25 protein-coding genes and 1 pseudogene are annotated in these 25,296 nt (G+C 34.5%); 3 read left to right on the forward strand and 23 right to left on the reverse strand.

From position 1 onward, the window contains the following. Nucleotides 1–27: 27 nt before the first annotated feature. From AC1VAQ_RS07060 to AC1VAQ_RS07080, 5 genes and pseudogenes are all read right to left on the reverse strand, one after another. Nucleotides 28–2,193, reverse strand: a pseudogene (locus AC1VAQ_RS07060) (transcriptional regulator). 55 nt (nt 2,194–2,248) lie between these two features. After that, complete coding sequence (locus tag AC1VAQ_RS07065) at nt 2,249–4,258, reverse strand: VWA domain-containing protein (protein WP_302599355.1); 2,010 nt, start codon at nt 4,256–4,258, stop codon at nt 2,249–2,251. Nucleotides 4,259–4,494: 236 nt separating this feature from the next. Further along, complete coding sequence (locus AC1VAQ_RS07070) at nt 4,495–6,789, reverse strand: copper amine oxidase N-terminal domain-containing protein (RefSeq protein WP_479903691.1); 2,295 nt, start codon at nt 6,787–6,789, stop codon at nt 4,495–4,497. A 263-nt stretch (nt 6,790–7,052) separates the two neighbouring features. Beyond that, entirely contained in the window at nt 7,053–7,190 is a 138-nt protein-coding gene (locus AC1VAQ_RS07075; RefSeq protein ID WP_479903692.1) for a hypothetical protein, read from the reverse strand. A gap of 14 nt (nt 7,191–7,204) precedes the next feature. After that, nucleotides 7,205–7,333, reverse strand: coding sequence for a hypothetical protein (locus AC1VAQ_RS07080; RefSeq protein WP_479903693.1), 129 nt, complete (start codon nt 7,331–7,333; stop codon nt 7,205–7,207). A 227-nt stretch (nt 7,334–7,560) separates the two neighbouring features. Here AC1VAQ_RS07080 and AC1VAQ_RS07085 point away from each other — a divergent pair, with 227 nt between their 5' ends. Both AC1VAQ_RS07085 and AC1VAQ_RS07090 read left to right on the forward strand, forming a co-directional pair. Beyond that, entirely contained in the window at nt 7,561–7,917 is a 357-nt protein-coding gene (locus AC1VAQ_RS07085) for a sigma-70 family RNA polymerase sigma factor (RefSeq protein WP_479903694.1), read from the forward strand. Then, a complete protein-coding gene (locus AC1VAQ_RS07090) occupies nt 7,905–8,300 on the forward strand; it encodes a helix-turn-helix domain-containing protein (RefSeq protein WP_479903695.1) in 396 nt (131 codons plus the stop codon). The genes AC1VAQ_RS07085 and AC1VAQ_RS07090 overlap by 13 nt, the downstream gene beginning before the upstream one ends. A gap of 113 nt (nt 8,301–8,413) precedes the next feature. Here AC1VAQ_RS07090 and AC1VAQ_RS07095 read toward each other — a convergent pair whose 3' ends face one another. Both AC1VAQ_RS07095 and AC1VAQ_RS07100 read right to left on the reverse strand, forming a co-directional pair. Beyond that, on the reverse strand, nt 8,414–9,631 hold the full coding sequence (locus AC1VAQ_RS07095) for an ATP-binding cassette domain-containing protein (protein WP_479903696.1): 1,218 nt from the start codon (nt 9,629–9,631) through the stop codon (nt 8,414–8,416). Beyond that, on the reverse strand, nt 9,624–10,973 hold the full coding sequence (locus tag AC1VAQ_RS07100) for a hypothetical protein (RefSeq protein WP_479903697.1): 1,350 nt from the start codon (nt 10,971–10,973) through the stop codon (nt 9,624–9,626). Before AC1VAQ_RS07100 ends, AC1VAQ_RS07095 begins: the two co-directional genes overlap by 8 nt. A 684-nt stretch (nt 10,974–11,657) precedes the next feature. Here AC1VAQ_RS07100 and AC1VAQ_RS07105 point away from each other — a divergent pair. Continuing rightward, nucleotides 11,658–13,571 (forward strand): hypothetical protein, encoded by a 1,914-nt coding sequence (locus AC1VAQ_RS07105; RefSeq protein ID WP_479903698.1) that lies wholly within the window; start codon nt 11,658–11,660, stop codon nt 13,569–13,571. Nucleotides 13,572–13,798: 227 nt separating this feature from the next. Here AC1VAQ_RS07105 and AC1VAQ_RS07110 read toward each other — a convergent pair whose 3' ends face one another. The 16 genes from AC1VAQ_RS07110 to AC1VAQ_RS07185 form a co-directional block, all read right to left on the reverse strand. Beyond that, nucleotides 13,799–14,539: a glycoside hydrolase family 73 protein gene (locus AC1VAQ_RS07110; protein ID WP_479903699.1), complete on the reverse strand. Its 741-nt coding sequence runs from the start codon at nt 14,537–14,539 to the stop codon at nt 13,799–13,801. Beyond that, nucleotides 14,536–14,964 carry a phage holin family protein gene (locus AC1VAQ_RS07115; protein WP_479903700.1) on the reverse strand — a complete coding sequence of 143 codons (429 nt, stop codon included), beginning with the start codon at nt 14,962–14,964 and terminating at the stop codon, nt 14,536–14,538. Before AC1VAQ_RS07115 ends, AC1VAQ_RS07110 begins: the two co-directional genes overlap by 4 nt. 30 nt (nt 14,965–14,994) lie before the next feature. Continuing rightward, nucleotides 14,995–15,147, reverse strand: a complete 153-nt coding sequence (locus AC1VAQ_RS07120; protein WP_479903701.1) for a CD1375 family protein — start codon at nt 15,145–15,147, stop codon at nt 14,995–14,997. A gap of 23 nt (nt 15,148–15,170) precedes the next feature. Further along, entirely contained in the window at nt 15,171–15,488 is a 318-nt protein-coding gene (locus AC1VAQ_RS07125) for a hypothetical protein (protein ID WP_479903702.1), read from the reverse strand. Nucleotides 15,489–15,498: 10 nt separating this feature from the next. After that, nucleotides 15,499–15,786 (reverse strand): hypothetical protein, encoded by a 288-nt coding sequence (locus tag AC1VAQ_RS07130; protein ID WP_479903703.1) that lies wholly within the window; start codon nt 15,784–15,786, stop codon nt 15,499–15,501. A gap of 12 nt (nt 15,787–15,798) precedes the next feature. Further along, nucleotides 15,799–17,178: a hypothetical protein gene (locus AC1VAQ_RS07135; RefSeq protein ID WP_479903704.1), complete on the reverse strand. Its 1,380-nt coding sequence runs from the start codon at nt 17,176–17,178 to the stop codon at nt 15,799–15,801. Between the two features lies 1 nt (nt 17,179). Next, a complete protein-coding gene (locus AC1VAQ_RS07140) occupies nt 17,180–17,740 on the reverse strand; it encodes a phage tail protein I (protein WP_479903705.1) in 561 nt (186 codons plus the stop codon). Continuing rightward, on the reverse strand, nt 17,733–18,848 hold the full coding sequence (locus AC1VAQ_RS07145) for a baseplate assembly protein (protein WP_479903706.1): 1,116 nt from the start codon (nt 18,846–18,848) through the stop codon (nt 17,733–17,735). The genes AC1VAQ_RS07140 and AC1VAQ_RS07145 overlap by 8 nt, the downstream gene beginning before the upstream one ends. Further along, nucleotides 18,835–19,143 (reverse strand): GPW/gp25 family protein, encoded by a 309-nt coding sequence (locus tag AC1VAQ_RS07150; protein WP_479903707.1) that lies wholly within the window; start codon nt 19,141–19,143, stop codon nt 18,835–18,837. The genes AC1VAQ_RS07145 and AC1VAQ_RS07150 overlap by 14 nt, the downstream gene beginning before the upstream one ends. Nucleotides 19,144–19,154: 11 nt before the next feature. Further along, a complete protein-coding gene (locus AC1VAQ_RS07155; RefSeq protein ID WP_479903708.1) occupies nt 19,155–19,547 on the reverse strand; it encodes a phage tail protein in 393 nt (130 codons plus the stop codon). A gap of 11 nt (nt 19,548–19,558) precedes the next feature. Next, the gene (locus AC1VAQ_RS07160) at nt 19,559–20,161 is read right to left on the reverse strand and encodes a phage baseplate assembly protein V (protein WP_479903709.1); all 603 of its coding nucleotides are present in this window, start codon (nt 20,159–20,161) and stop codon (nt 19,559–19,561) included. Further along, nucleotides 20,162–21,196: a phage late control D family protein gene (locus AC1VAQ_RS07165; RefSeq protein ID WP_479903710.1), complete on the reverse strand. Its 1,035-nt coding sequence runs from the start codon at nt 21,194–21,196 to the stop codon at nt 20,162–20,164. Next, nucleotides 21,193–21,408 carry a tail protein X gene (locus tag AC1VAQ_RS07170; RefSeq protein ID WP_479903711.1) on the reverse strand — a complete coding sequence of 72 codons (216 nt, stop codon included), beginning with the start codon at nt 21,406–21,408 and terminating at the stop codon, nt 21,193–21,195. Before AC1VAQ_RS07170 ends, AC1VAQ_RS07165 begins: the two co-directional genes overlap by 4 nt. After that, a complete protein-coding gene (locus tag AC1VAQ_RS07175; RefSeq protein WP_479903712.1) occupies nt 21,401–23,584 on the reverse strand; it encodes a phage tail tape measure protein in 2,184 nt (727 codons plus the stop codon). Before AC1VAQ_RS07175 ends, AC1VAQ_RS07170 begins: the two co-directional genes overlap by 8 nt. Nucleotides 23,585–23,720: 136 nt before the next feature. Continuing rightward, on the reverse strand, nt 23,721–24,005 hold the full coding sequence (locus AC1VAQ_RS07180) for a phage tail assembly protein (protein ID WP_479903713.1): 285 nt from the start codon (nt 24,003–24,005) through the stop codon (nt 23,721–23,723). 66 nt (nt 24,006–24,071) lie between these two features. Then, entirely contained in the window at nt 24,072–25,256 is a 1,185-nt protein-coding gene (locus tag AC1VAQ_RS07185; RefSeq protein ID WP_479903714.1) for a DUF4062 domain-containing protein, read from the reverse strand. Nucleotides 25,257–25,296 lie beyond the last annotated feature (40 nt).

Here is a 25,296-nt window from a genome sequence, read left to right on the forward strand (position 1 = left end):
TTTATTTATTGGTAAAGGGTATAATCCCTATCCAATCTTACGTGTAATTTCCACTTCAAGATTTTTCACATTACCATTAAAGGTAATATCAATGTTACAAACTCCATTTTGATCATCAATAGCAAAGTTGATATCATCGCCTTCTTGCATAATAGAGTTAATGAAGGCTTTGTTACCTGCCCACTTACTCTTTTGGCTGCTTGGATTATTGCTAAAGAATTTCACAATGTTATCTTGTTTAAAGTCATTACTGTGGAAACGTAAAATTCTTTCAATGTAGGTCGTTACAAGTGTCTTATAAATAGACTCGAAGTCATTACCTGCCATTTGCATACTTCTTGCTTTATAGACAGTAATTTGTCTTATATCTTTTCCGTCCACTTGGGCATTCTCAGAAGAGAAAATAAAGCCAAAGTTTTTACGGTTGATGGCATTTTTAATATTATTTGTGAATCCTGAAATTTCTTTTGCAAGTGTTGTTGTGGTACGAAGGGCATGATCAGCTGACTCAATATCATAACGTACACCTGGATAGTCATAAGTTGTATTGCGATAACGATCTTTTAAATACTCTGGGCATTGGTAAGCAGCTACAAGACCAGCTGCAATATAAGCAGCGCCAATGTAAACTCCTTCAATCCAAAGTTTTAAGATATCTTCTTTTTCTTTAGAAAGCTCTGCAACACCTTCTTCTGTCATATACATACGTTTATCTAACACAAGACCAGATTTGTCTTTTGGAATAACTGTGAAGTTTGGTAAACATGGTACAGCAAACTCACTATATTCTTTACGTGTAAGTGGCATACATTTATCAATAAATCTGTCCACACCTTCTGTAGCTACATAATTAAAGGTTGTCTCTTCCCCTGTTTGGAAGTTAAAGAAGGTTTGTACACGATAGCTTTTCATCACAGTCAATAAAGTTGCCAATGTTTCCATGCTATTTACATCTGTTTTTTCTACCTTTTCATTGCCTTTGAAACGTGAACGTTTAAGTTTAGCTCCACTTGCACCAGAGATTTCCACAGATGGGAAGATGCTAAACCAAATGGTATTAGTAAAATCATTTTTATCATTGACTGTATTTAAATAAGTTACAAGTCTTGGTAGGTTGTTAGCTTTTACCATCATATCAGGTTTGATATTTGTAATAAGCAGTGATGGTAACATGCCTTTGGCTTTAACTTGATATTGTTCAAAGAACATTTTTACCCCAAGCATTTTTTCAATAAGTGGTTTTACTGCTTTTACAAAGTCATCTTTTGCATTTTTGTAAAACTCAAGATAGTTATTGTAGTTGCTTACTTCCACTGCCATATCAATTTTACTTTCCATGGTAGAAGTCAGTGGACAGAATGTTCTTACCACTAATTCTCTTACTTAATCAGAAGCTTCTTCTTCATTAAGCGCATCATAATCTTCTCTAAAAGCTTCAATAAGTGCTGTATTTGCCCCATCATCTACAACCATTAAGGCATTGTTTTCTTCTTTTGGTGCTTCTAAAATTTTAAGTTCCCCATTTTCCCCCATACTGAGCACACCAATTTTAAGCTGTTCGCCATTATTACCTGTATTGTCATCCCCTAATAAAAGTCTTGTTTTAATATCTTCAATAGCAAGAGGTAACATGGCCATAATATTGTTATAGTTATTGCTTGCTTGTTCAAACATATAGTTAAGCTTGTCCCCTAAATCTAATTTTTTAGGATCTTCTTCATCTAATGCTTCATATTGACTATGTACATATTGAATTTCTTTACGTGATTGACGAATATCTTCCATTACCTTTTTAGGTGAGATCATATCTAAGATGTTTTCAAATTTAAAATCTACGTTAGCAATACCTTGTGCTCTTTTTGTTTCAATGAGTGTAAAGAGCATTTTTAGAAAATCATTTTCCATTGTAATTGGAATTTCTGTCACATAGTTTTCTGGCAGGTTCTCTGGTTTTTTTAAGGTATAAACTACTTTTTGATTGTTGGCATTATAAAATGAATACACCACAGGTGCAAACTTATCTAAGAACTCATCAAAGCTTCTTACCAACAGCATTTCATTAATTTCTTTGATTTTGTCATCATTTAAACTATCAATGCCCTTTGTATCCCCTATTAAGGTAATAAGGTCTAATTTTTCTGGATTAATTTCTTCAAATAAAATGGTGCGGTTAGTTTGTTCAATAATCTCCATTTAATCCCTCTTTTCTCATGAATGTAATAATTTATACTCAAAACTCTATAACCAACTAGCTTCTTGCAGATACAAAATGGATTTCCAAATCGTAGCTTTCATCTGCTGCTGTAATATATAGCTTGCTTCCATAAGCTATAGAGTATTTAAGTTTGCGACATGCAATAGAAGATCCAATCATCACCGCATTTTGACTTTCATGGCTAAAAACAATTTGTCTGTCAAAACCTGGCTCAAAGTAAATATGTTTGGCTTCTATTTCTTCAATCTTATACCCGGCACCTTCTAACAAATCATTTAGCGTAATTTTGTGAGGTGCCATCTGGAAGAATGAAAAAGTAAGTGGTTCAATTTCTATATCCTCTGGCGTTTTTGTAAAATATACATTGATTTTTCCTGAATAAACAGGCTTAGGTGCATTCATTTTCTTACGCAAAATATAAGCGATGACACCTATGATTGCCAGTAATATACAAGCGCTTATTATTAAAGTAATGGGCAAATAATAACGCCAAACAGGTAGTACAGCAATTTCTGAAAGCTGACTAATTGCCGTTTCTCCCTCTTCATCTGTTGCAACAACTTTAAAACTTATTTCCCCAATATGTTTAGGTGTTAAAGTAAGTTCATTATGATTTAGTTCATAATGCAAGCTATCTCCTTCAACTGCCATCAAGCTATATGTAAGTGGATCCCCATTAGGATCACTAAAATACTCATCTAAATTAAAAGTATCTTTTTCGCCCATTATGCAATATTTCTCTTGAATATTAAGGTTACCTATGGGCTTTGCATTGACACATTTAAAAGCAATGTCTTCTACTTTGAACGCATAATGGTTTTCTTTAAGTTCATAATCCATACCATAGTTGCCTACTTTATTTAGTGCTAATTCACCTATCAGCTTACCTTGTGCATATTTCATCTGCGGATTGCTTTGCACTTCCCCTTGGTCATCGTAAACTGTGGCCAACGAATTAAAGCGTTTATAAAAATTTTCATCTGCAATGCTCTCACCTGTACTATTTTCAACAAAATATGCTGTAAATGGCGACGTCACATTTTTACCTGCTTCACTGGGTACTTCTACTTTAAAATCCACATCCTGATAAAGTAAGAGGTAAACTTTAATGGCCTCACCTGACTGCGTGCGATATTGCAGCTTCACATTATTTTCCTGGGGTGCGTTGATTTTACACGTAAAGTAATACTTTGCCTGGCTAAAATCGACCTCTTGTCCAGAATAAAAGATATTTGCTTCCTTCAAAGGCGCAGAAGAAACAAGTAAGACATTGACCTCGCTGGTATATTCACTTTCAAAAGGAATCTCTATCGTTTGAAGCCCGCCAGAAGCTAAACTTGCCGCAACCGGTACAACTGTCGACATCGTATACTTTTGCAAAATTGTATTAAATATCTCTACTAAATCTCCTGCTTCATTTGCTAAGTAAGCATTTCCCCCCGTACTATTTGAAAGGGTTTCTAAACATGATGTTTCACCATCAAAGTTTTCACCAAAGGCAATTGTATAAATGGGGATATTTTGCGCCTGACACTTTTGAGCGGATTGATTCATATCCTCATAGCAATCCTCTATGGTTCTGCCTGTATGCACGTAACTTAAATCAGGTTCTCCATCTGAAATCAAAATGATTACTGACTGCTTATTATTACTTTTACTTAATAAGCTCTCAGCCTTTTTTAGTGCTAAACCAATATCCGTACTTCCTGAACGCCCAATATTGCTTAATTTGTTTTTAATAATCTTACGATTACTTTTTTCTGCTAAACTTATAGGCTCACTATAAGCAAGGATTGTATGATTATAAGCTACAAACCCTACATTGCTCTTCTTTGAAAAAGCTTCATCTACAAAAGCTTCTATCATACTTAATCCCATCTTTTCTTTGTCATTGCTATTCATGGAATTACTATAGTCCACTACAAACATAATGTTTAAGTCATTTTGGCTATACGTAAAGGTTGCTAATTGTTCCGCCCAACAGTTTATAGAAAGCATAATGAAACAAATCACAAAAATACCCAATCTACTTTTTTTCCCCATATATCGCTCACCTTTTATTTTTATTTTTTGTTTTTTATATCTTACCATATATTTGTTACCATATATTTGCACATTTTAATTTGTAATATTTACAATTTATTTTATTTTTTATTATTTTTATTAGATTTATATAATTCAAAATACAAAAATTATATAAACCTATACAAAAAAATAAGAGTTATTCTTGCACTACAGATTAAAAAATAGTACAAAAATAACTCTTATCATATTTCTACTTACCAACAGCTTTTTGGAATAAAGCCAATTAACGTTGGTGCTGCTGAACCATTTGGCAACATATATTCTAAGGTTACTGTTTCACCCTTTTTAATTATACCAACTGTTACAGCTTTTGTTGTTGTACCTGAGAAGGTTCCTTCTAAAGGCATATTATATACATCATTGTTCCATTTGATGGCACCTTTGAAAGTCCCACCACGATTGTTTAAGATAACACCCGTATCTTCTGTTGCGGTCACTGTTAAATAATAGGAAACACCAAAGTTTCCTGCATTTTCAACATAACTCATGTCACGTTGGTCATAACCTGTTACCCATTCTCCTGAATTAGCAATACCTAAATTAAGCTTTTCTGGTTCATTACCATTTAATACAATATTGTAATTAAATGCAACTTTATCATATGTTCCACTAAAGTGTGAACCATCTGCCGGATAATAAATCAGTTGATTAAGGCTATTTAAATCTTGATCACTATTAAGGGCTGCTACAACAAAAGTTACTTCTCCTGTCGCTTGTACATCTACATGTCCTGTAATGCACTGACCATATAACCAGTTCTTTTCATACATATATTTACTTTCTCCTGGGGCAAGTGTAATTGTTTCTGGTGGTACCCCCTTATAATAGGCTTCTAATGCCACTTGACCTGCTCGAAGTGTATCAGCTACTGGCCCTTTAAATACTTTATCAGTTAAAGTAACAGTTATTGGTTGTGTTGTATCATTACGCATAATGACTGCAAGACGCTGCGTTTTACCTGCATCTGGAATTTCACTTACATGGTGGATAAGAAGTCGCCCATTTCCTTGCATTTTATCTTGATATAAAATCCCTTCACCTTTTACCATTTCTGGTGAATCACTCATAATCAGTGTCCCTGATACAGCAGTTTTATCTAATACTGTGACATCTTTATAATTTAGGTAATTTGTATTTTGGAAGTTATCAATCCATCCACCTATTTTTCCTTCTGTAAAGCGATAAGCAAGCTCACTCATTTTAACTTCGCTTGTAATATGTACACGCGTTTCTACACCTTCACTGCGATTGCCATAAGCATCATCTAAATAAAGCGTAATAATATAATCTCCTTCATTAAAGAGAACATCTGGCTTTCCTAAAGTAGCACGATTAGGCGCTTCGCTACTACTACGGTATGTCCATTTTCCTTCTTTTACTGTTTCCCATGTTTCATTATCATATGTATAAGTAAATTCTAATTTTTCCCCTTGTGCATAGTTAGATTTTTTTGCTGTAAGACCTGTAATAACTGGGGCTTTATTTTCTTCAATTGTAATGGTTTCATAAGTCCAATCACTCCATAACCCTCTACTATCTTGTACTTGAAGACCTATCACATAAGTCCCTGCACGTGGTGTTTTAAAAATGTTACTTAAATTTTTATTCGTAACTGTTTTTTCACCTACTACACTCCAGAGCTGATCTACAATTGTATCACCATCTGGATCTATACTTGTATTTGTTACTGCAACCACTTGTCCTGCCGTATAAGTCTGCGGAAAGCTAAAACTTGCTACTGGCTTTTCATTTGGCTTTTCTTCTTCGTCAGGTATAATAACCGGTACCTTTTCAGTTAATGTAATCACCTTTGTAATATTATCAAAGTCCACTTTAATATCAAAAGCTTCACTAATAAAACGTACAGGTAAAAGTGTCACACCATCTTGAATAATCGGTGCAACTTCTAACTCTACTTCTAAACCATCAATCGTTGCCATTTTGCTGCCCACTGTCACCGTTACGACTGTCCCATTTTTAGTGATGGTCACTGTTTGTGTCTCACTGTTCCAATCTACCTGCGCCCCAACGACCTGATTTGCTACAAAGCGTAGTGGTAAAAGTGTGGTATTTTGAATAACTGTTGGTGGACTTAATAAGCTCATCTCTTCCCCATTTACAAGAGCTTTTGTTGTATTCAATGTTAATACTACTTCATTCCCCTTATTGAGTACACTGTTGTCCGTTTGATCCTCTACAGGTATATGTATATCTGACTCTTCAGCATTATCATCTGTCATTGTATTATCCAGTGGGTTATTATCGGTGGTTGCATTATGATCAGCCTCATTACTTTTATCACCGTTATCCTCTGCTACTTCCTCTTGCGTATTTGCTACTGCTTCTGTACTGCTTTGGGTTGCTACTAGCCCATCCTGAGCTACTGTAGCTATTTCTGTTTGTACTGATTCTAACGCTTCTTGTGCATATAAACTGCTGTTAAGCACAAGACTCGCCATAATCAGCGTACTCATCCATTTATGTTTCATATGTTCTCCTCTTATAAAACTTTTATATTTATCGCTTACTGTGCTTTATTATAACATAGCTTTACTTTATTTTAAAATTTTATATGGAGATATTAATAATTTGTAATATAGGTGTAACTTTATCATATCTTTTGACACACAAAAATAAAGCTCTTCCTTCGTAAAGTCAACTTGCAAAGGAGGAGCTTTATTTTATTTAATATCGCTAGCTCTCCATGACTGGAATACTACATGCTTCACTTTCTTGAAAAATATCCAGTCCGCTACTTCTTATTATCATTATGATTCCAATGCTTTTTAAAATCAGTAGTTTTTGTCCCAGGGTCTTTACATAATCCCCCTTTAGTTCTGCTCTTTTGTGAACCTTGCTGAGGGATGAGTTTTTTAGTTGCTTCATCCATTGTGATGCACCTCCTTATTGATGTTGTTTTTGCTTAATTGCATATCTTTCTCCTGTAGCTTGAGGTTGTTTTTTCTTTTCAGATTTAATAAACGCCTTATCTTGTGCAGGTGTAAAACTTGCAAAACCTTTATCTTTTGCCATTTTCTAGCTCCTTTACTATAAATAATCTCTTATATATTATTAAAAATAAGTGACTAAATTATTTATAATCCCTTAGACCTTTTTTTGGTATTCCTATTTCTTCTCATTTTTAACATAAGCCTACGCCTTTCCTCTTTATTTCTTTATAAATTTTAAAAAAGTACAAACACCAATTTTTGTCTCATTACATACACTAATAATGAGCCCTTTCTTATGGAGGTATGTCTATGCTACCTTTATTCTGCTTTTCTTATTTTAGTAGCATTACTTCCTTTCCTCAACCGCTCAGTGCTGAAGAGGAAAAATATTACTTAGAGCTTTATCAGCAGGGCAATGAAAACGCTAAAAATATTCTAATTGAACGCAATTTGAGGCTTGTGGCACACATCGTTAAAAAGTATAATAACGTAAACACCGAAATGGATGATTTGATTTCTATTGGTACCATTGGCCTTATTAAAGGAATCACTTCTTTTGATGCGTCTAAATGTACCCGTCTTGCCACATACGCTGCTAGGTGCATTGATAATGCTATATTCACACTACGGAAACATTTAAACATGAAGAAAAAGTGGACTGGCTAAAGATAAATTCAGACCTCACCACCATTGGCGGCAAGATTCGCTACTACCGCAAAAATAAAAAAATGACACAACAAGATCTAGCACTCGCTGCTGGACTTGATGTGTCTACTATTAAAAGATTAGAAAATAATAAAACAAGGCCTGAGCTTGCAACCTGTAAGGTTCTTGCTGAAGCTTTGGGTATTATGCCTGAAATGATCTATGATGAGTATTTGCAATTTATAGCTAACGATTATAGTAGTTATATTAAAGAATATCGTAAAAAGCATAACTTAACACAGTATCAACTTAGTAAGTTACTAAATGTTACTACTAAGACCATTGCATATTGGGAACAAAATAAAACGTTTCCTAGTATCCAATATTTTAGACTTCTTATGTAGTTAACTAATTCATAACCTCTGCTATGGTAATTTAGTGGTCATAAATTCCATTAAGTGCTTCAAAACTTTAGGTACGTTGATTTTTAATAGGGATACTTTTTTCAATATAATAACTAACTAAATTCATATTCATGCTCATCAATAACAAATACTTTCTTTAAAAGTCTTTCTTGATTTTCTCCTATTTTAAAATAATCATATGCTGCTATTTGTTTAAGCCACCCAGTATTATTCTTTCTCACATTATTACTCATCCCATATTTACGTCCGACTTCCTCTAAATTTAGTCCATATTCTCCTTCCATATCAGGGTCATGTATAATGACCCTAATATCCTCTATATCTTGTAATACATATGTAATTGCAAGCATATGCTTTGCATTATCTTTATCTATTATGACTCTGATTTCCTTATTAAGCTCCTTAAATAATAAAACAAAAAATGGAATCCATGCTTTTCCATTAGCTATAAAAAGTACAGTAGTTTCATTAAATATATGATATATACTTTTTAAAGCCTGTTGATCTGATATCCCCTCCACAATTATTATATTAGGATAAAATATAGTTTTATAAAATTCTATATCTTTAATATGGCTATCTACATAGTTATTGAACAGATCATCATTTTTATAAATTTGTAACTTATATGCTATCGAACCATCTTCATCCAGCTTTCTCTTCATTCTTTGATTTTCTATCATCTCGTGAGATTTTTTTAATAACTCCTTTAACTTCTCATTAGTTATTTTAATAATTTTTCTATCTTTAAAAAAGCGTATATCTATTATATTGATATTTAATAAGACCATCAGTGTACTATTATGTGTAGCTATTCTAACCTTAAATTTTCCCTCTTGTAACTTTTTTACTAATCTTACTATAACTCTTAAATATGATTCATCTAGAAAATTTTCCGGTTCGTCAAATAGAATATAATTTATGTTATTGAAATTATAATTCAAAAAAATATCCAAAATACTAGCCATCTTCTTCTGTCCTTGAGATTTATTTTTTATTTTATTAATTTCTCTAAGTACTGATTCACAATATCGTATTATCTCTAGACTTTTAGCTGATATCTCATATTCTTCCGTTATTCTCTGTTCCCCCCTGTTTCTTTCGTCACTATATAAATATTTGCTGTTGTAAATTTCAATTTTATTTTTAGGATGCAAGACTCTAGGAATTCCTTCTTCTGAAATATATAATGAATTATGAGGATAATGCTCTAATATTTTACTTAATGTAAAACTCTTTCCTGCCCCATTTTTTCCTACAAAAACTAATATCGATGAATCATCTTCAATAACTTCTGAATAGCTACTCATTTTCTATCCCCTTGTATATTTGATAACAGTATTTTTGATATAATGTTATTATCTCTAGTTTTGAAAGCTCTATATCTTCTTTGCTATATATTTTATATAAATTTTTAACATCACTATATTCAGGATTAAATCTTTGTAAACGTATACTAGTAACCTTCTCAACTTTTAAAATAAATTCCCTAAACTCCTCTACACTATTAGGTTCGTAAAATGAAATTCCTACATCAACCGCATTATTAAAGTACTTATCTTTAATTGCACGAGCTAATTTTTGATTAGGTAGTAATTTTTTATCGTAATTCCAATCTACTGCTAATTGCCACGCCATCATAGCTGGTGAAATAATATTTTCAATTGGTTCTGGAATATAATTAAAAGTATCTATTTTATCCTTTACCTCATTAGGAAGTTTATTATATTCTCCTTCCCAAAACACAATTTTATCTGATAGTATATCTATAATAACTGAATTTTGTATGTTATCTTTTTCTAACATTACTAAATCATATATATAATATTCATCTTTTAATATATTTACTACTTCTTTTTTAAATATTACAAATCCAGCTTGTGTATCATCATCATAATTTCTAGGATTATGACTCCTTATTGCTGCTGACCCCATATCCACTACCTTAATATTTCTTGCCTCTATCTCTTTACTTTGTAAGCCACCAATAATAATACTACCTATTATCCTCATTCCTTTATCATCTACAACTATATCATGTATTCCTTCCTTTGTATGATATACATTAGTTTCAATATTTTCAATATTTTTATTGTGAGTGCGATATTCATACTCTGCTACTAATTTATATTTAGGATAATAATTAGTATGAGCCTCATTTAAAAATGGCTCTATTACTTTCTTTAACACTAATAACCCCTTAGCCTCATCATTTTTTAAGATTAATTGCCCTTTTCCACTTCCATATCCCCCCTTATACACGGCATTAACAACTATTGAATTATCATATTCCATTTCTTCTATTTCTTCACCTACCAATAATGGGTTTAGTTGATATAATGAATGTCCCTTAACATTACGCCTTGTAACAATATTTTCTACTAATTTTTGATATATATCCTCTTTATTATCCCAATCTGGATCTAATATTCCTAGAGTCATATTAGTCTTTAACCACGTTTTTGATAAATTAACTTTATCATGTGCTATAACTAATTTCAGGTAAAAGTCTTCTCCTTCTTCCACTGTAAACCTACCTTCATTTATAACTGCTGGTATATATTCTTCATCTTCCTCTTTAAATAATGACCTTATTAATTCTTCTAACTCTTCTAATGTCTTTACTTCTTTTATTTGCTCTAATATCTTCATGCTCTTCTCCTTATTTTTAATACTCTATGGAATCATTATAATACTTTGTGGTTATTTTTTAAATATTTATATACTTTTGTATTGCATTTCAAACACTTCCAAATTATATATTAGGTCTTTATGCTATACAGTATTGAAATAAATTTTTCACATAACCGCATTATAAAAGTATTGAAAACCTCTAAATTTCCCAAATAAGCATTAGATACATCCTTTATGCAAATACCTCCTATCAGCATTAATATAATATTAAGACTAGGACTACTCATAATACCAAATATCCATATTTCTTCTTATATTTTTACATTCTATTTTCTATTCTTCCCTGATTTAGATTCTCATTCATAAACCCCAATAAATTAAAATACTTCTTACACCTTAATTTTAAATTTTTGATAAAAATATTTTTATTGACTTTTAATTGTCTTTATTTTATTATTATTTTAAATCTTATAACAGTTTGTTGAGTTTAGCCATTTTGCCATGTTGATATTATAAAGGGTATCTGCATTGTATTATTAAGTGAATTCGATAAAGGTATATTTATACCAGTATCAAAGATACTTTAGTTATTTACTAACATAAAATAGTGCTATAAAACCACCTTTTTATTTATGTAGTAAAAATGACTATGCGCATTCTGTATATTCGATTTACTTTATAAACTTAATAGGAGGTTTTTTTATGAATTTTTTTAAGAAATTTGACTTACCAACATTTATTGCGGCTGGAGAAAGTGGTAGTGCTAAAAGCTCTACCCTTAGTAAACTTCCATCCATCCCCTTTCAAAAAGGTATGGGAACACTTGCTGGTCCTGGTATGACAACACCTTGCCCTTCCATTACTATTTTCACACCTTATGAAGAGTTTGCCCAGATTGAACTCTTAGTAAAAACTTATGATGAAATTGTAACTGATTTAATAAGGAATCTTAGACCCCTGCTCACTAAGGAATGTAAAAACGCCTTAGCAAGTCTTCCTACCGACAATCCACAAGCTAAACAACTTTTTATTCAAAAAGCTGTAGAAACTCGCTACAAACTAGATGATGAAACCTTTAAAATTCATAAACTATTCAACTCTCAACAATTATCATCAGAATACTCAGATTTTCTCAATAATCTCATTAATTGTTTATTAAATACTATCACAGAAGCATCTCGTGCCAATTACAGTGAAACAGCTAAAGAATCTAAACAAGATGCGTTCTATATAGTCGATATGCTTGTTTCACAAACATTAGAAACTTGTGCTGAGCTAGTTAATGAATTAGCAAAATCAATCCAATGTCAAATCGATACCTGTTTAAATAATGTCGGTTTTAACAACTATAAAGCAAACAATCTTTCTGCTCAAGATTTTGACACCTGTTGTAGAGCTATTACTAACTCATCCTCAAAAGAATTCGATACAATTCAAAGTGCTGCATGTGGTTTAAAACAAATGACAATTACTGTACCAGGAAAAGGATTACCTCTAAAAAATACTCCGAATTCCCCTTACTGCATTATTGATGTTGTAGGCTTTAACAATGATGGTCTTAGTAATATCAATAAACGTATTAAACAAGTAACATTAACTCCATATTCTTATGATGGTATCATCTATTTTGCTAGTACACGTGCGGTAAATAAAACTCATGAAAGCTATATCAATAGCATCTTAAATACTATTAGACCTGCAAAACTCATCATAGCATCAACCTTCATGGATTTAGATGATATTTTTCAATCAGATGATGATTATCCAACAGAAGCTGATATTCTAGCAGCTCATGTTCGTAGGAAAAAAGATCTCCTTAACATGGTTCAATCAATTATCACTAATGATATTCATGTTCTTCCGCCTACTCTTGATGACATTATCTGCATTTCTAATAAGACAAGCAAAAAGAAGCACGGGTTAGATGCCTGTGCAATCTACAATGACTCACAATATGATACACTCCGCATGGCATTAGCACATGCTTTTGATACTATTCGTAGTAAAATTCATATAAACGGTGTTACTAATACAACACCTTGTTTAGCCACCGCTACACCTATTGCGTTACTAGTGGGGCAAATTATTAATCAACTCGGCACTGCAATTGACACTGAATACACAGTGCTTCGCAACTCATCTAGTAGAATTCATCATTGGACATTAGATGCCATATTATGGAATTTATTATATGGTTACCAACATCATTCTAATGCTCTCGTGTGGGAAAATGTACAAATCTGTACCTTCACTAATATGACTCAAATTTGCCTTGACAATCTTTCTAACCTTCGTTTCACTCCAAATTTAAAACTTACTTCACAGAAAGATTTTGATATGATTAAAAAGGAATTCATTTCAAACTTAGAGTCTGAACTGTATTACGCAGTTCGCAACTTTGTCCTTCAAGATGCAAATAATCCCACTATAGATTCAAGATGCAAAATGAGTATCGCGTCTTTAAGCAAGCAACCCAAATACAATAAATGGAAAATTGTTGATGACTTACGTTTAAATCTGATGAACGCTGTTACACAATCTTCATACTTAGAATCATTACTTAACAATGCATTTATCAATGCCTGGCATAGAACATATAATCGAATTTTCTTCTAATCATCCTACTTATCTTTAACAACAACATTTCTAATAAGAACTCATGCTCCAATATACAAAAAAGCAAGGGACTATAACCTTAGTTATAGTCCCTTGCTTTTTCATTTTTAATTCTTTATGCAATTTAGCATCATGTTTACATACAAGTAATATTTATTCAAATATTTTTACATTCTATATACTATCTTTACTTCGCCTAATAATTCTTCCCTATTTATATATTTTATTTAAAGTATTACGATTGCGCACTTAATAAGTAGACTGCGTACATTATCCACTGTGTATCTCTTTCCTTGCCATATCTCTAAATCTAATCCCATTCCTCTTTCTTTTAACTTACTCTCTATCTTTTGAAGTCCGCCTAATTTATACAATAAAGCTGGCACATTACTCAGCTTGATTAAGTCTACACGCTTCCAATCATTATATTGTAACTGAATACCACTCTTAATTAGCTTACTTACTGCAGTTGCAAGCTCTGGATCTTCTTTGATAACTTTATGGGCTATATCATATTGTACTAGATTATATTTCTCTATTAAGGCAATTAATTTTTCTGCATAACTAGGATCTGTGGCATAGCCTGCTTTATGAATCTCCTGACAAGCCTTTTTATAATCTGTCTCCCCTACTACGGCTTTATAACGACTTGCTTGAGTCAGTAACTTACTATGATCTTTTATACTTTCTTCCCAGCTTGTGTATGCTCTAAAGCCATCGACTATTGTGGTGGCTGTTTTGCCATCGTAGTATTCTATGGTTTTTCCTGTCCATACTTTTCCTCGCCAGCTCCTGGTTGCTTTGATGCCGAATAGAGCATTGCCTTGCTGGGTTAATAGACTGTTACCATTGTTGCTTTCTAAAATGGCTTGGGCGATTGTTAAAGATGCTAAGACCTTGGAAGTCTTAGCATCTGCTTGGGCCATTGGGGCTATTTTTTGTATGAATTGTGCTCTTGTATAACTCATTCTTGTTCACCAGCTTTCTTTTTTAATACGTCAATGACACTTGTAATGACTTTTGGAATAGGTACGCCCATAAGTCCTGCATTTTCGATGATACTAATCAGTTCAACTACTATAAAGGCAATGACTGTTGCTGTTTGGATATAGTCGAGACCTAATGTCATATCTAAACGATGGGCTACGAGCACCAGTAAAAAGGTAATGCCCTTTTTGCATAGCCCTTTCCAGCCTGCTGTGCTGCTTAAGGCACCTGTTTCACTTTTTGTGCTATTTTGAAAAAATGCGGCTACAACTAGGCCCATAATAAAATCTATGGCCATAAAAAATAAAAGGGTCTGTAAATCTACAGACCACCCACCAAATAATTTGGTAATATGACTTCCTATTAATCCGATTGCACCCACTACGCCTATTTCTTGAATTTGCATTGTATCCCTCCTCTTGTTAATTGCCTGTATTTATTGGCAATATGCCGCATCTGTTACCAAATGGGTATATCCTTGTGCTATTAATCGTGCGGCTACCTTTTGTTTAAGTTGACGTGGTACTTGTTCAAATGTTTTGTGTCCACTTATAATTAGTGAACTCCAGTTAATTACTAATGGTGTCATTTCTAGTCCTCCTCTAGTCCTTTTTAGTTTGCGACTGTATTATTTTCTAAGTGACTTAATTGATCCTCTAGCTGAAATACCATTTCAGATAGTTCTGCAATACATAACTTATTATTTAAGATTTCTACCTCTGCAGAAGATAATCGCTTTTCAAGTGTTATAGCTGGGGAATAACTTGCATCTTGGCAAGTTGCAGCTAGGCTTTTAAGTTCTTCTGCGTTCTCAAAGGTTAAGTAACTTTTGGCAAGGGCTATTTCAATTTTGTTCATCATTTCTGATAAAATATATTGGCCTTTTTGGACTTCTATTTTTAGTGTTTCATAAAATACAGTGTTTGTCATAGCATGTCTCCTATAAAAGTGTATTTGTTGTTACAAGTTGTGTAATGGATATGTTTTCTTGTTCTAAGCGTTCAATTCTTTCTTTTAATAGTTCTGTTTCAGACTTTGGAATCGCTTCATACGTTACAGTAAGATTGCCAGCTTCATCTAATGCATATCTTCCCGTATAGCCTTCCTTTGCTTCAATCTCTGGTGGCTCATCTATAATGGTATAGCTAATATTGGCTGTCTCTTCTAATAGTCTTGCTTCTAACAAGGTATTTTGTTCTTGGTCTTTTAAAATCAAAAGTCTTTTCACACTTTCACCTGCCTATATTCGTTTTAAAATGTGAGATAAATACATATAATGCATGGATGATGTGGTCACACGTAACGTCAGTTTAATTCTTGAGCCATTGGGATTATAAAGATAAAAACGACTTCTAGATGGGGTAAACTCAGAGGTGGTTACACCTTGAGCAACTGTGGTCATAGAGGTTGCGTGTTCCATACGATAATAAATGGGGGCATCTAATGCCGCGATTGAAATCTTCCAATCATCTATATTAGAGGCAACATCTGTATATAATGCCGTTAAGAATTTGTCTCCTGAGATTGTATATTCTTGTGTGCCATAATAACTATCTATCCACCAACGCGTATATGTGGTTAAATCTACTGCTACATTATTGATAGAAACAATACGCCCAATATAATAGGCCATATCATCAAAGCTTGTCTGGTTGCTCAACGTGGTACCTAATTTGTCATTAATGGCGTTGGCAACACTTGTTTTTCCACTAACGACAGTAGATTTTAAATTATTAATTTCATAATTCACCGCCAGGCTTCCATTTTGATCTGCATGAACAATTTGATTATTAGCATTCACAAAGATACGCCCATCATAGTCCGCACTACTCCCACTTTTATGAAGGTCAATATATTGGCCCATTTCTGAGACACTTCCTGCACTAGGATTCGGTAAATATGTCCCGTTATGGTTATGACTACTCTTAGCAAAACTGCTAGCATGATAACCATCTACTGTATCTGCATTCCCACCATTTGCTGGTAAAGCTGTAGGTAAACCTGTAATCTCACTACTACTATGAGTATGAGCTGCAGCTGGGAAAGTCTCTGGCTTACCGGTGATATTGTCCCAGGTAAGCTTTAAGCCACTAAAAAGCTTTAAGACCCATTCCCGAATGGGGGCATGGGCATTTTCATCTTGATTATGAACCGCTAATTCTTCAGGGGTGACCACTAACAAACTACTATTAATAGTGGCTGTCACATTAGCCTCATTCCCTACAAGGGCAATAATATCAATTTGCTTTTCAATAATCTCACTACCTTGACTTGAAATATACTCTGCTAAATTGCCTGCATTACCATAACAATATAGCATCTCCTCTAAGGTGTCTGGATCTTGTGCATAGACACCCAGTTCTCTTAAGTAAAAGCCTGCTGCCAAATTACTATTGTTAAACTTGCCACCTATTTTTACCTGCCCTTCTTCTAATGCGATAAGTTTGCTAAGTGGCACTTCTAACTGAGGTGAAATTAAACTTTTAAGTTCTTGTGGGACTCTACTGCCTAATTCACCATCTCCTAATTCTAATTTTGTAAAATGGAGTGTTTTGCCTGCCATGCACTTGGCTTGTAGCACTTTTCCTTGTTTTGTAAAAAATACATTGGCAATGCTCATTTTATCCCTCCTGTTTAATCGTTATTGTTTCTGCCATATGCACCACAAAACCTATATAAAGATTGAGTGCACTAGCTAGTGTCACAATGACTTCATCTAACCAGGCACTTTTTCTTTTAACCTTTTCTGTGGCGATTTTAAATCTTTCTACAAAGCTATCATCAACGCTAATATTAGTGGTTGTAATACGAAAATGATGAGGCTCACCGCCATATTCATACCACTCCTCAATGGTACTTTCGCCAAAGATTAAACTCACCACTTCTTCAACTGCCCCAACAGTACCTTTTTTCTTATGCCAAGCGATTGCCTTCTTTACAAGTTCCCGCTTTTTGGCTAGAGGTAGCGCTGCTTCATAATGAGGCACATCAAACTGCAAGGCTAATAAATCAACAATCTCCTCACTGGCATTTGCAATATTGGGTAAAATACTTAAAGTTTCGATGCAGCTTCTTAATTTACTAAGCTCCTGATCTAGACTTTGACATGCGGCTTGTATATTGGCATCATGGCTAATACTGAGTGGGAGTAAGTCTTGAAACGAAAGATTTGCATTAACCATTTTCATAGCCTCCATAAATAATCTCTTGCCTATTGATTTGCGCAATTTGTGATTTTTCAATAGGCGTATAAAGCGGTTCCTGTACGACTACACGCTTAGCACCTGCAGCCATGACTTGATGAATCAGTTCTGAAGGATTAATTGCCCTTCCTAGCTGACTTTGTTGCCATACGATGTAGTCTGTAATGGCAGCTTCTATATTTTTTTGAATCATTGCTATTTGCGCCACCTGGCCTGAGTCGATATAATATTCAAGTGAAATATTGTAGCTCATCTGCTCTGGCTGTAAAACAACCACCTTATCCGTTAAAGGCTTTACATGTTTATCGCTACACACTTGTAAGATTTCTGCTAGCACTTCTTCTGATAAAAGCTGTCCTGCCTTACTAATGGGTATAATATTTACTACTCCTGGTTCAGGTGAAATGACTGCTACATCTCCTATCTCTGAAGAAACACTTTTTGCCCAAAAGGCATAAGCCCCATCACTTCCTGCACAGCTATATGAACTGGGTGCCTCAAAAGCTCTTTTTCTTAAAGCATCATCTGTTTCCTTATCGCTACCACCTGTTGTAGTCGTTGTATTGGTCACACTACCAAAGTAAGGAAAAACATCTACTAAAGTCTCTATTTGACCTGGTAAAAGCCCATTGCCACATTCTCCTGGTGTTTCACACGCCACAATCGTTTCTAACTGTAATTGGCCCGGCGACACTTCTTCATCACTTAACGTTTTGAAATAAAGTTCCCCACTTTTTAACCGGGTGCCTTTTGGAATTGTGATGACACTTTGCTGTGCATCAGACAAGCTAAACTTTACGGTACATCTGGCAGGTGTTGCGGCTAAACGTGTAACCCCTACTAATGCCACCACTTGATCTAGGTAATCTCCTGTCGCATAAGCTAATAAGTTTTGCTTACCTGTAAAATCTATTAAAAAACGCTGCTGCGTTATAATATAAGCAAGGGCTTCTAAAAACAGCCTAATCGGGTCTCCAGGATAAAGCTTCCTTCCTGCAATACCTTCATAGGCTGTGATCACATCATTTTCTATATCTGTTGTATTGGTATTACAAAATGTAATCTCACTTAGATTATTCAGTCCCAATAATATTCACCTGCACTTTCGGTTGTAATTTGCCTATTAAATGGTCTTTTTCATAGGTTACTTTGATTACCTCCACACGTGTCTCATAGGTTTCTATGGCTTCCATAATTTGTACAGTGAGTAGATTTTCTGCTATTTCTAAAGGTAAATCTAACATACTCATATCAATGCCAAATTGACGGTCTAAAGGCACACTTCCTTTTGGTGTACTCATGATGGTTGCCACATTCTGCAAAATTTCGGCTATGCCTGTGGGATAAAAATTAATTGTGCTTGTATTTGTTACTGTATACATCTTCTCACCATCTATTTCACATATTCCTTTAACGTCACTGTAATGGCGCCTGATATAACCTTGCCATTTTTATCAACTTGCTTATACGTCTGCTCCGTTGCCTCTACTGTCCAGCGATAATACCCTAAAGCATCCCCACCAATAACAAGTGGCAAGGCTTCACCTGTACGCGTCAGTTTCATTAACTTTTCCATATCATAACGGGGATTGCGTCCTAAACTGCTTTCAAATTGCATTAAAAAAGTAATGGTATCTAAATTAGGCCCTAAAAACTCTGACCTAGGCTTTTGCATATGAACTTCATGATATGCCCAGCGTCCGGAGCTACTTCTAACTAAATCTTGAAAGGTATTGATATTTTTATAAGAAACTTTAAATAAAATATCCCCTAATGCACCAATCATCTATCTACCTCCTAACATTTACAGTATCCTGGGCACGTAATATTACCCGTTAAGACAATATCCCCACTTAGGACTATTTTTCCTGTAAGTGCAACCTCCCCACTTAAGGTCAAATTACCGGATATATCCCCTGATTCACATGCGATATTTAATGTTTTACTTCCTATGCCAAAAGCTTCCCCTTCAATGGTGGATTGCTTACATGATCCGCTTAATAGGTCACAATTTACATTGACCTTATTGGCAGTCACATCCACTTCCCCATCTTTTATATCTGCGGTCAGTTTATGTGCTTTTCGATCATAGGCAATAGATGAACCATCTGCAAAAGCATAATAGACGACCTCTGTTTCCTGAATGGGCGGCGGTGCTGAAGGCGTATAAAAACACCCTAAGCAAAAGCCGTCCCCTACGCCTTGTGCCATAAATAGACACACCACATTTTCACCTACATCCGGCATAGCATAAGCCTTATTTTTAAGGCCTTGTGGAAATAAAACAGGTAAATCGGTGGAGACCATATTGTCCATATCTGCAAAGACAACTTGTACAGTCCCTTTTTGGGCATTCACACTTGAGACTTTTCCTATACGCACAATCGTTGTTTCTTTCATCTAATATCCCTCCAAACATTTTGAGATTTCAATATCTGTGGTATAACCACCCACAATATGATGCGTTGCTTTATTCACAATGTATTTACCATCAAAGGCATGAAACCCTTTAATTAAAAGTGTGACACCAGCTACTAACTGCACATTACCTAAAACAGTAAAACTGCCTGTACACTCTTGCTTATTTTTTTCTCGGAGTTTGCTTTTAGCTAGTTTTAAAGCTTCTTTATAGCTTTTCACCTGTTCATTCACTTCTAGTACAGGCCCTTGCGCCTTACTTGGATCTTTAAAAGTCGCTTCTATAGTGGTGTTTGTTTGAGCATCTGTATAACGAACATGACAGGCTTTATAACCTGTATCATTGGTTTGATGTGTAAAAGTATAACTTATAATATGGGATTTTCCTTTTACCAGCGTTAAGATAGGTGCCTTACATTCATAGGCATATGCATCAAATATAACAAGTTGCCCAGCTGTTACCTTTAGCGATACACCCGCTTCATTGCACAGCTCTTGTAAAAAGATTAAATCTGGCTGTTTCACCTGATCTAAGTTTTCATACGTCACATCTTCTTGTACATCAAAAAAGCATTTAAGCCCTCCACGCCTTGCAATTTCACTTGCAATCTTAGAGAGCTTAATCTTTTTCCAGGACTGCGTTCTGGCTGTTTGTTTGATGCCACCGCTTATGGGGACACTTTGTCCTTTTATTTCTACTGTATCAGGCGGCCCACTTAATGCGATTTCATCAATTTCAAATGTACCACAAGGTAAAAGCTGTTTTTCCTTCTTAAGGTTCCAATTTTCTACATAAAAAGAGGCTTCAATCGTATCCCCTTTTGTGGGCATCCAATGACTATGCCAAAGCCCTTCCCTATCTTCCAGGGTAAGCTGTAAATCATCTGCAGCACCTGTTGCATTATCTGTATAGCTTAAACCTACTATATATTTACGAATATCTTGAGAGATATCTGTTTTTTGATACTTTATGATGAGATGGACACTTCTTGCCATAAAGCTTTCATAATCTTTCATAGGCTACTGCTCCTCTTCCAAGGTGGCAACGTCTTTACAGGCGGTGTTGCTATCTCTGGTATATTGAGTATCACATTGGCTGAAAACACAAGGCATTTTCGATATAGAGGATTTGCTGCCATGAGTTGATGCATCACATAGGCATTCCCATAAACTTTATAACAAACCATATCCCAGGTATCTCCTTGTTTAGTTGTATAGGTACTAAGCATGATAATTTAGTCTCCTTTCATTTTGTATGTTTTTACCCAGTGCTTGTAAAAGTTTCTTAATAAGTACTGGCTCATATTTCACTAGCTCTGCTAATATTTCTTGTACCATGTTTTCATTGCCACTATTTACTGTAATCTGCGGATTAAAAGCAATTTCAACCTTTTGATGATTGTCTGCTTGCAGGTTACTCCCAAATGGGCTGCCTTTAGGTTGTAATAAGTCCTTGGTCTGCCCATGATTAAATACCTTGTAACCTCTGGCATTCGTGACTAACTCAGCACCTTTTTCACCTGCAATAAACGTATCTGGTGTATTAAAACCTGTGGAACCTTTTGCAAACATCGGGATTTTAGGAATGTGCATACTATAAGACTTCCCGCCAAGTCCAGGTACCCAGTCTGGAATTGTAATATTTATGCCATTGACCTTATCAATCATACTATTAATCAGACTGACAATCGTATTGATCGGTGCTGCGACAATCGCCACAAGTCCGCTAAAAATACCTTGAAAAATTGTTTTAACCCCTTCCCATGCCTTTTGCCAATTACCTGTAAAGCTGCCTGTAATAAAAGTAATAAGGCCACTAAAAATAGTCTTAATGGCAGTCATCATATTTTGGATATTTTGTAGTAAGCCTGCACCTATCGGTAACTTGTTTAAAAAGCTAACTATGCCTTGCCCTATGGATTGAATAAAACTACCGATATTTGCAAAAGTACTACGCAGGTTGCTCCATAATTCACTGGCTTTTACTTTGAGGGTGTCCCAGTTTTTATAAAGATAAATACCTGCTGCCACAACGGTACCTATTAAAAGACACATCCACCCTAAAGGACTCATATTTAAAACTACATTTAACGCCTGCTGCGCAAGTACCATGCCTTTTGTAACAGCCATATAAGTTGCTGTCGCTGCCTTGGCGGCTAATGTTACGGTTTTATAAGCCACTAAACCCGCAACTACACCTGCAATAATCGGGCCTATGGTTTGCCAGTTATTGCGGATTAAATGATACACGTCTAAAGTTGCTTCACCTATGACCATAAAGCCTTCTACAACTGCTGGTAAACCTTCACTTTGTAACCAAGCTAAAACTGGCTTTAAACCCTCAAATACGTGACCGCCAGTAGCCTTTAAATTCGCAAATTGTGTTTTAAGCTGGTCAATGATCCCTTTAAACTTTGTAATTATCGGGGCATTTTCACTTACTCTTTGTTTAATATTCTCAAAGGCAGTGACACCCCAAGTTTTTAAGTTCTTAAAACCATTCATTAGCGTTGGCCTAATGCCTGTCACCTGATTTTTAACAAAATTAATGCCTTGTGCTGCCTTACTTACAAGGCTGCCAAGGCACTCACCAATTTTGATAAATAATCCACTATTTTGTAAGTTCATTAAAAGATTCCCTAAGTCATTAATATTATTCTTAATCACTTCTAATAAACTGCCCTGCCTAATGGTTCCTTCATTCGTAATCCCTACAATATTGGCAAGTGCCGTCTTTGTTACACCTGTTACAGTCGACCAGACACCTTTTAAGGTTGTGGCTTGCTTTTCCATACCCCCTTTAAACTTCTCATCCATTAAAGCTAACATCGCTTCATTAAACTTTTCCTGATTTGTAATCTGGCCACTATTATTCACCACTTGAATCTGCCCCATTTTGTTATAAGCATACTCAACGATATCCGCCTTTTTAATCCCAAATTCTTTAAGTCTTTCAAGCTCACCTGTTTGGGCATCAATAATCGCTTCTGTTGCCTGAATTAAATCTTTATTGGTGGCACCTGCCATATCACCAATCATCGGTAAATAGGTTTTAGCCGCCAGACCCATAGCTTCAAGCCTTGCACTTGCCTCAACCACACTGCCTGTTTCAAAAGGCGTACGATTTGCCAAGTTAACTGACCAGTTCATAATATCTGCAGCTTTTTCAGCACTTTTTGTAGCCGTTTCAAGCTGCATACGATACCCTTCTAAGTTCATTGCTTCGCTTAAGCCTGTCCCTAAAGTATTTTTAATACTAAAAGCCGCAGTCAAAGATGCTGCGGCTGTCTTTGCTACCTTCACCATATTATTAATATGTTGTGTAGCGAGATTAAAGTTTTTAGCGAAACCACTATTTAATCGGCTATTTAGTGCAAAAGCTACCTGATATGTATTACTTGCCATTAGTGCTCACCCCTTTCTGCCATAGTTATAATCCAATTTTCTAATTCACTAAGGGGAATAGATGACCAATATGTCACAGGGGTAAATGTCTCACTGGCCATAGTTAATAAAATCTTTCTAAAGTTAACCTTAGGATCTATTCCTCTCCGAGTAAAAAATTCTGCACCATAACTGTAATTTTACTAAAGTCTTGAATGCCCAATAGCGGTATCATATCACTCGGCACATTACACGCTTTCGCTGCAAGAACGGCTAAGTACGCCTTACTAAATTCTTTAACTGGGGTTGAGGCAGTTAGCTCAACACCTGTTTCCTTTTCTGCATCTAGAAAGTCTTGACCTGTTAGCGACTCTAGATTTAATGTAAGATTTTTGATTTCTGTACCATCGTATTGGATGGGCTTTTTTAATGTGATTTGCATTATGTTCTCCTTTTATATAATATACAAAAAGACCTTAACAACTGAAGGTCTTATAGATATACTTATTTACTCCGCAATTGACCTCAAATCCTTTCTTAGAAATTCAGGTATTTGACATTGCTCAAATTTTTCTTTTAGATAATCATCTATATCTTGTTTAAAATATGACACTTCCATACCTACAGGCATATCTACTAATGCTTCTGCAATTATTCTTCTAGTCTCCTGATTCATTGTAATAAATGTATCCCATTCTAACGATAATTCACTTACAACATCAATTGGATATCTGCATATATAGAATGTATTATCATCTTTTATCAAAGCACATCCTCTATTTATATGACTTATGCGCCCTTTTGCTCGTAGTTGTTCCGTTTCACTAATATCTATTATCTTAACAATCCCTTGTTCTTTAAGTAACTCATCCCAGCTTAACTTACTTGTACTAATCTCCTTTAAACCTATAGTTTTTATCCTTTGAATAAATCCAATCATTCGTCTATACTTTACTACACCCATAGCTACTTCCTTTGGCTCACTTGAACCAATTGATGTCAATATAGCAGTTTTTAAATCTTCAAATTGATTTGTCAGATTTTCTATCTTTTTAGTTTGAGCTTCATTATATCTTTGCTCATTTAATAAACGTTGAAAATAACTAGACCATTGTCTTTTTAATGTGTTCTCTATATCCTCAATTTTATTAAAAGTAAATATATTATTTCCAGTAGCTCTTAATCTAACAAAATTTATAAACTCAAATATATATTTTGCTGTTTCCTGCTTTTCAATTGAAGGGAATTCAATTTCATTAATTATATTCTTACCTTTATTTTTTTGATATAACTGATGATCATGCCATACTTTCTGTTCTATAAATGTATATATAGGAATTGATTCCTCTATTGCTTTTAGCACTTCCAGTTGAGTAATAGAAACTTTTTCTTTGGTTTTAAAATTCTCAACACTAATACCTTCTTTTTCTATCCCTTCAAAGTCTATCTTATCTAAAGCTTCTGGCACTGCTTGTCCTCCAAAACGTGAACCTATTATTAGAACTAACATATCACAATTTATCACTTCATCAACACAACTAGTATGTGTATGTGTTCTTGGATCATATAAAATATCATTAAAGTCACTCATCATAGGTTCATATCCTAAAGAATTTAAGAATACTCTTAACTGTGACCTTAAAATATTTAAATCATAACAAGTAGACGATACAAAAACCCTTAATCCTGCCATATTCTATCACACCTCGTAAAATATTCTAAATTTTATAATT

This window comes from Cellulosilyticum sp., assembly GCF_982396655.1.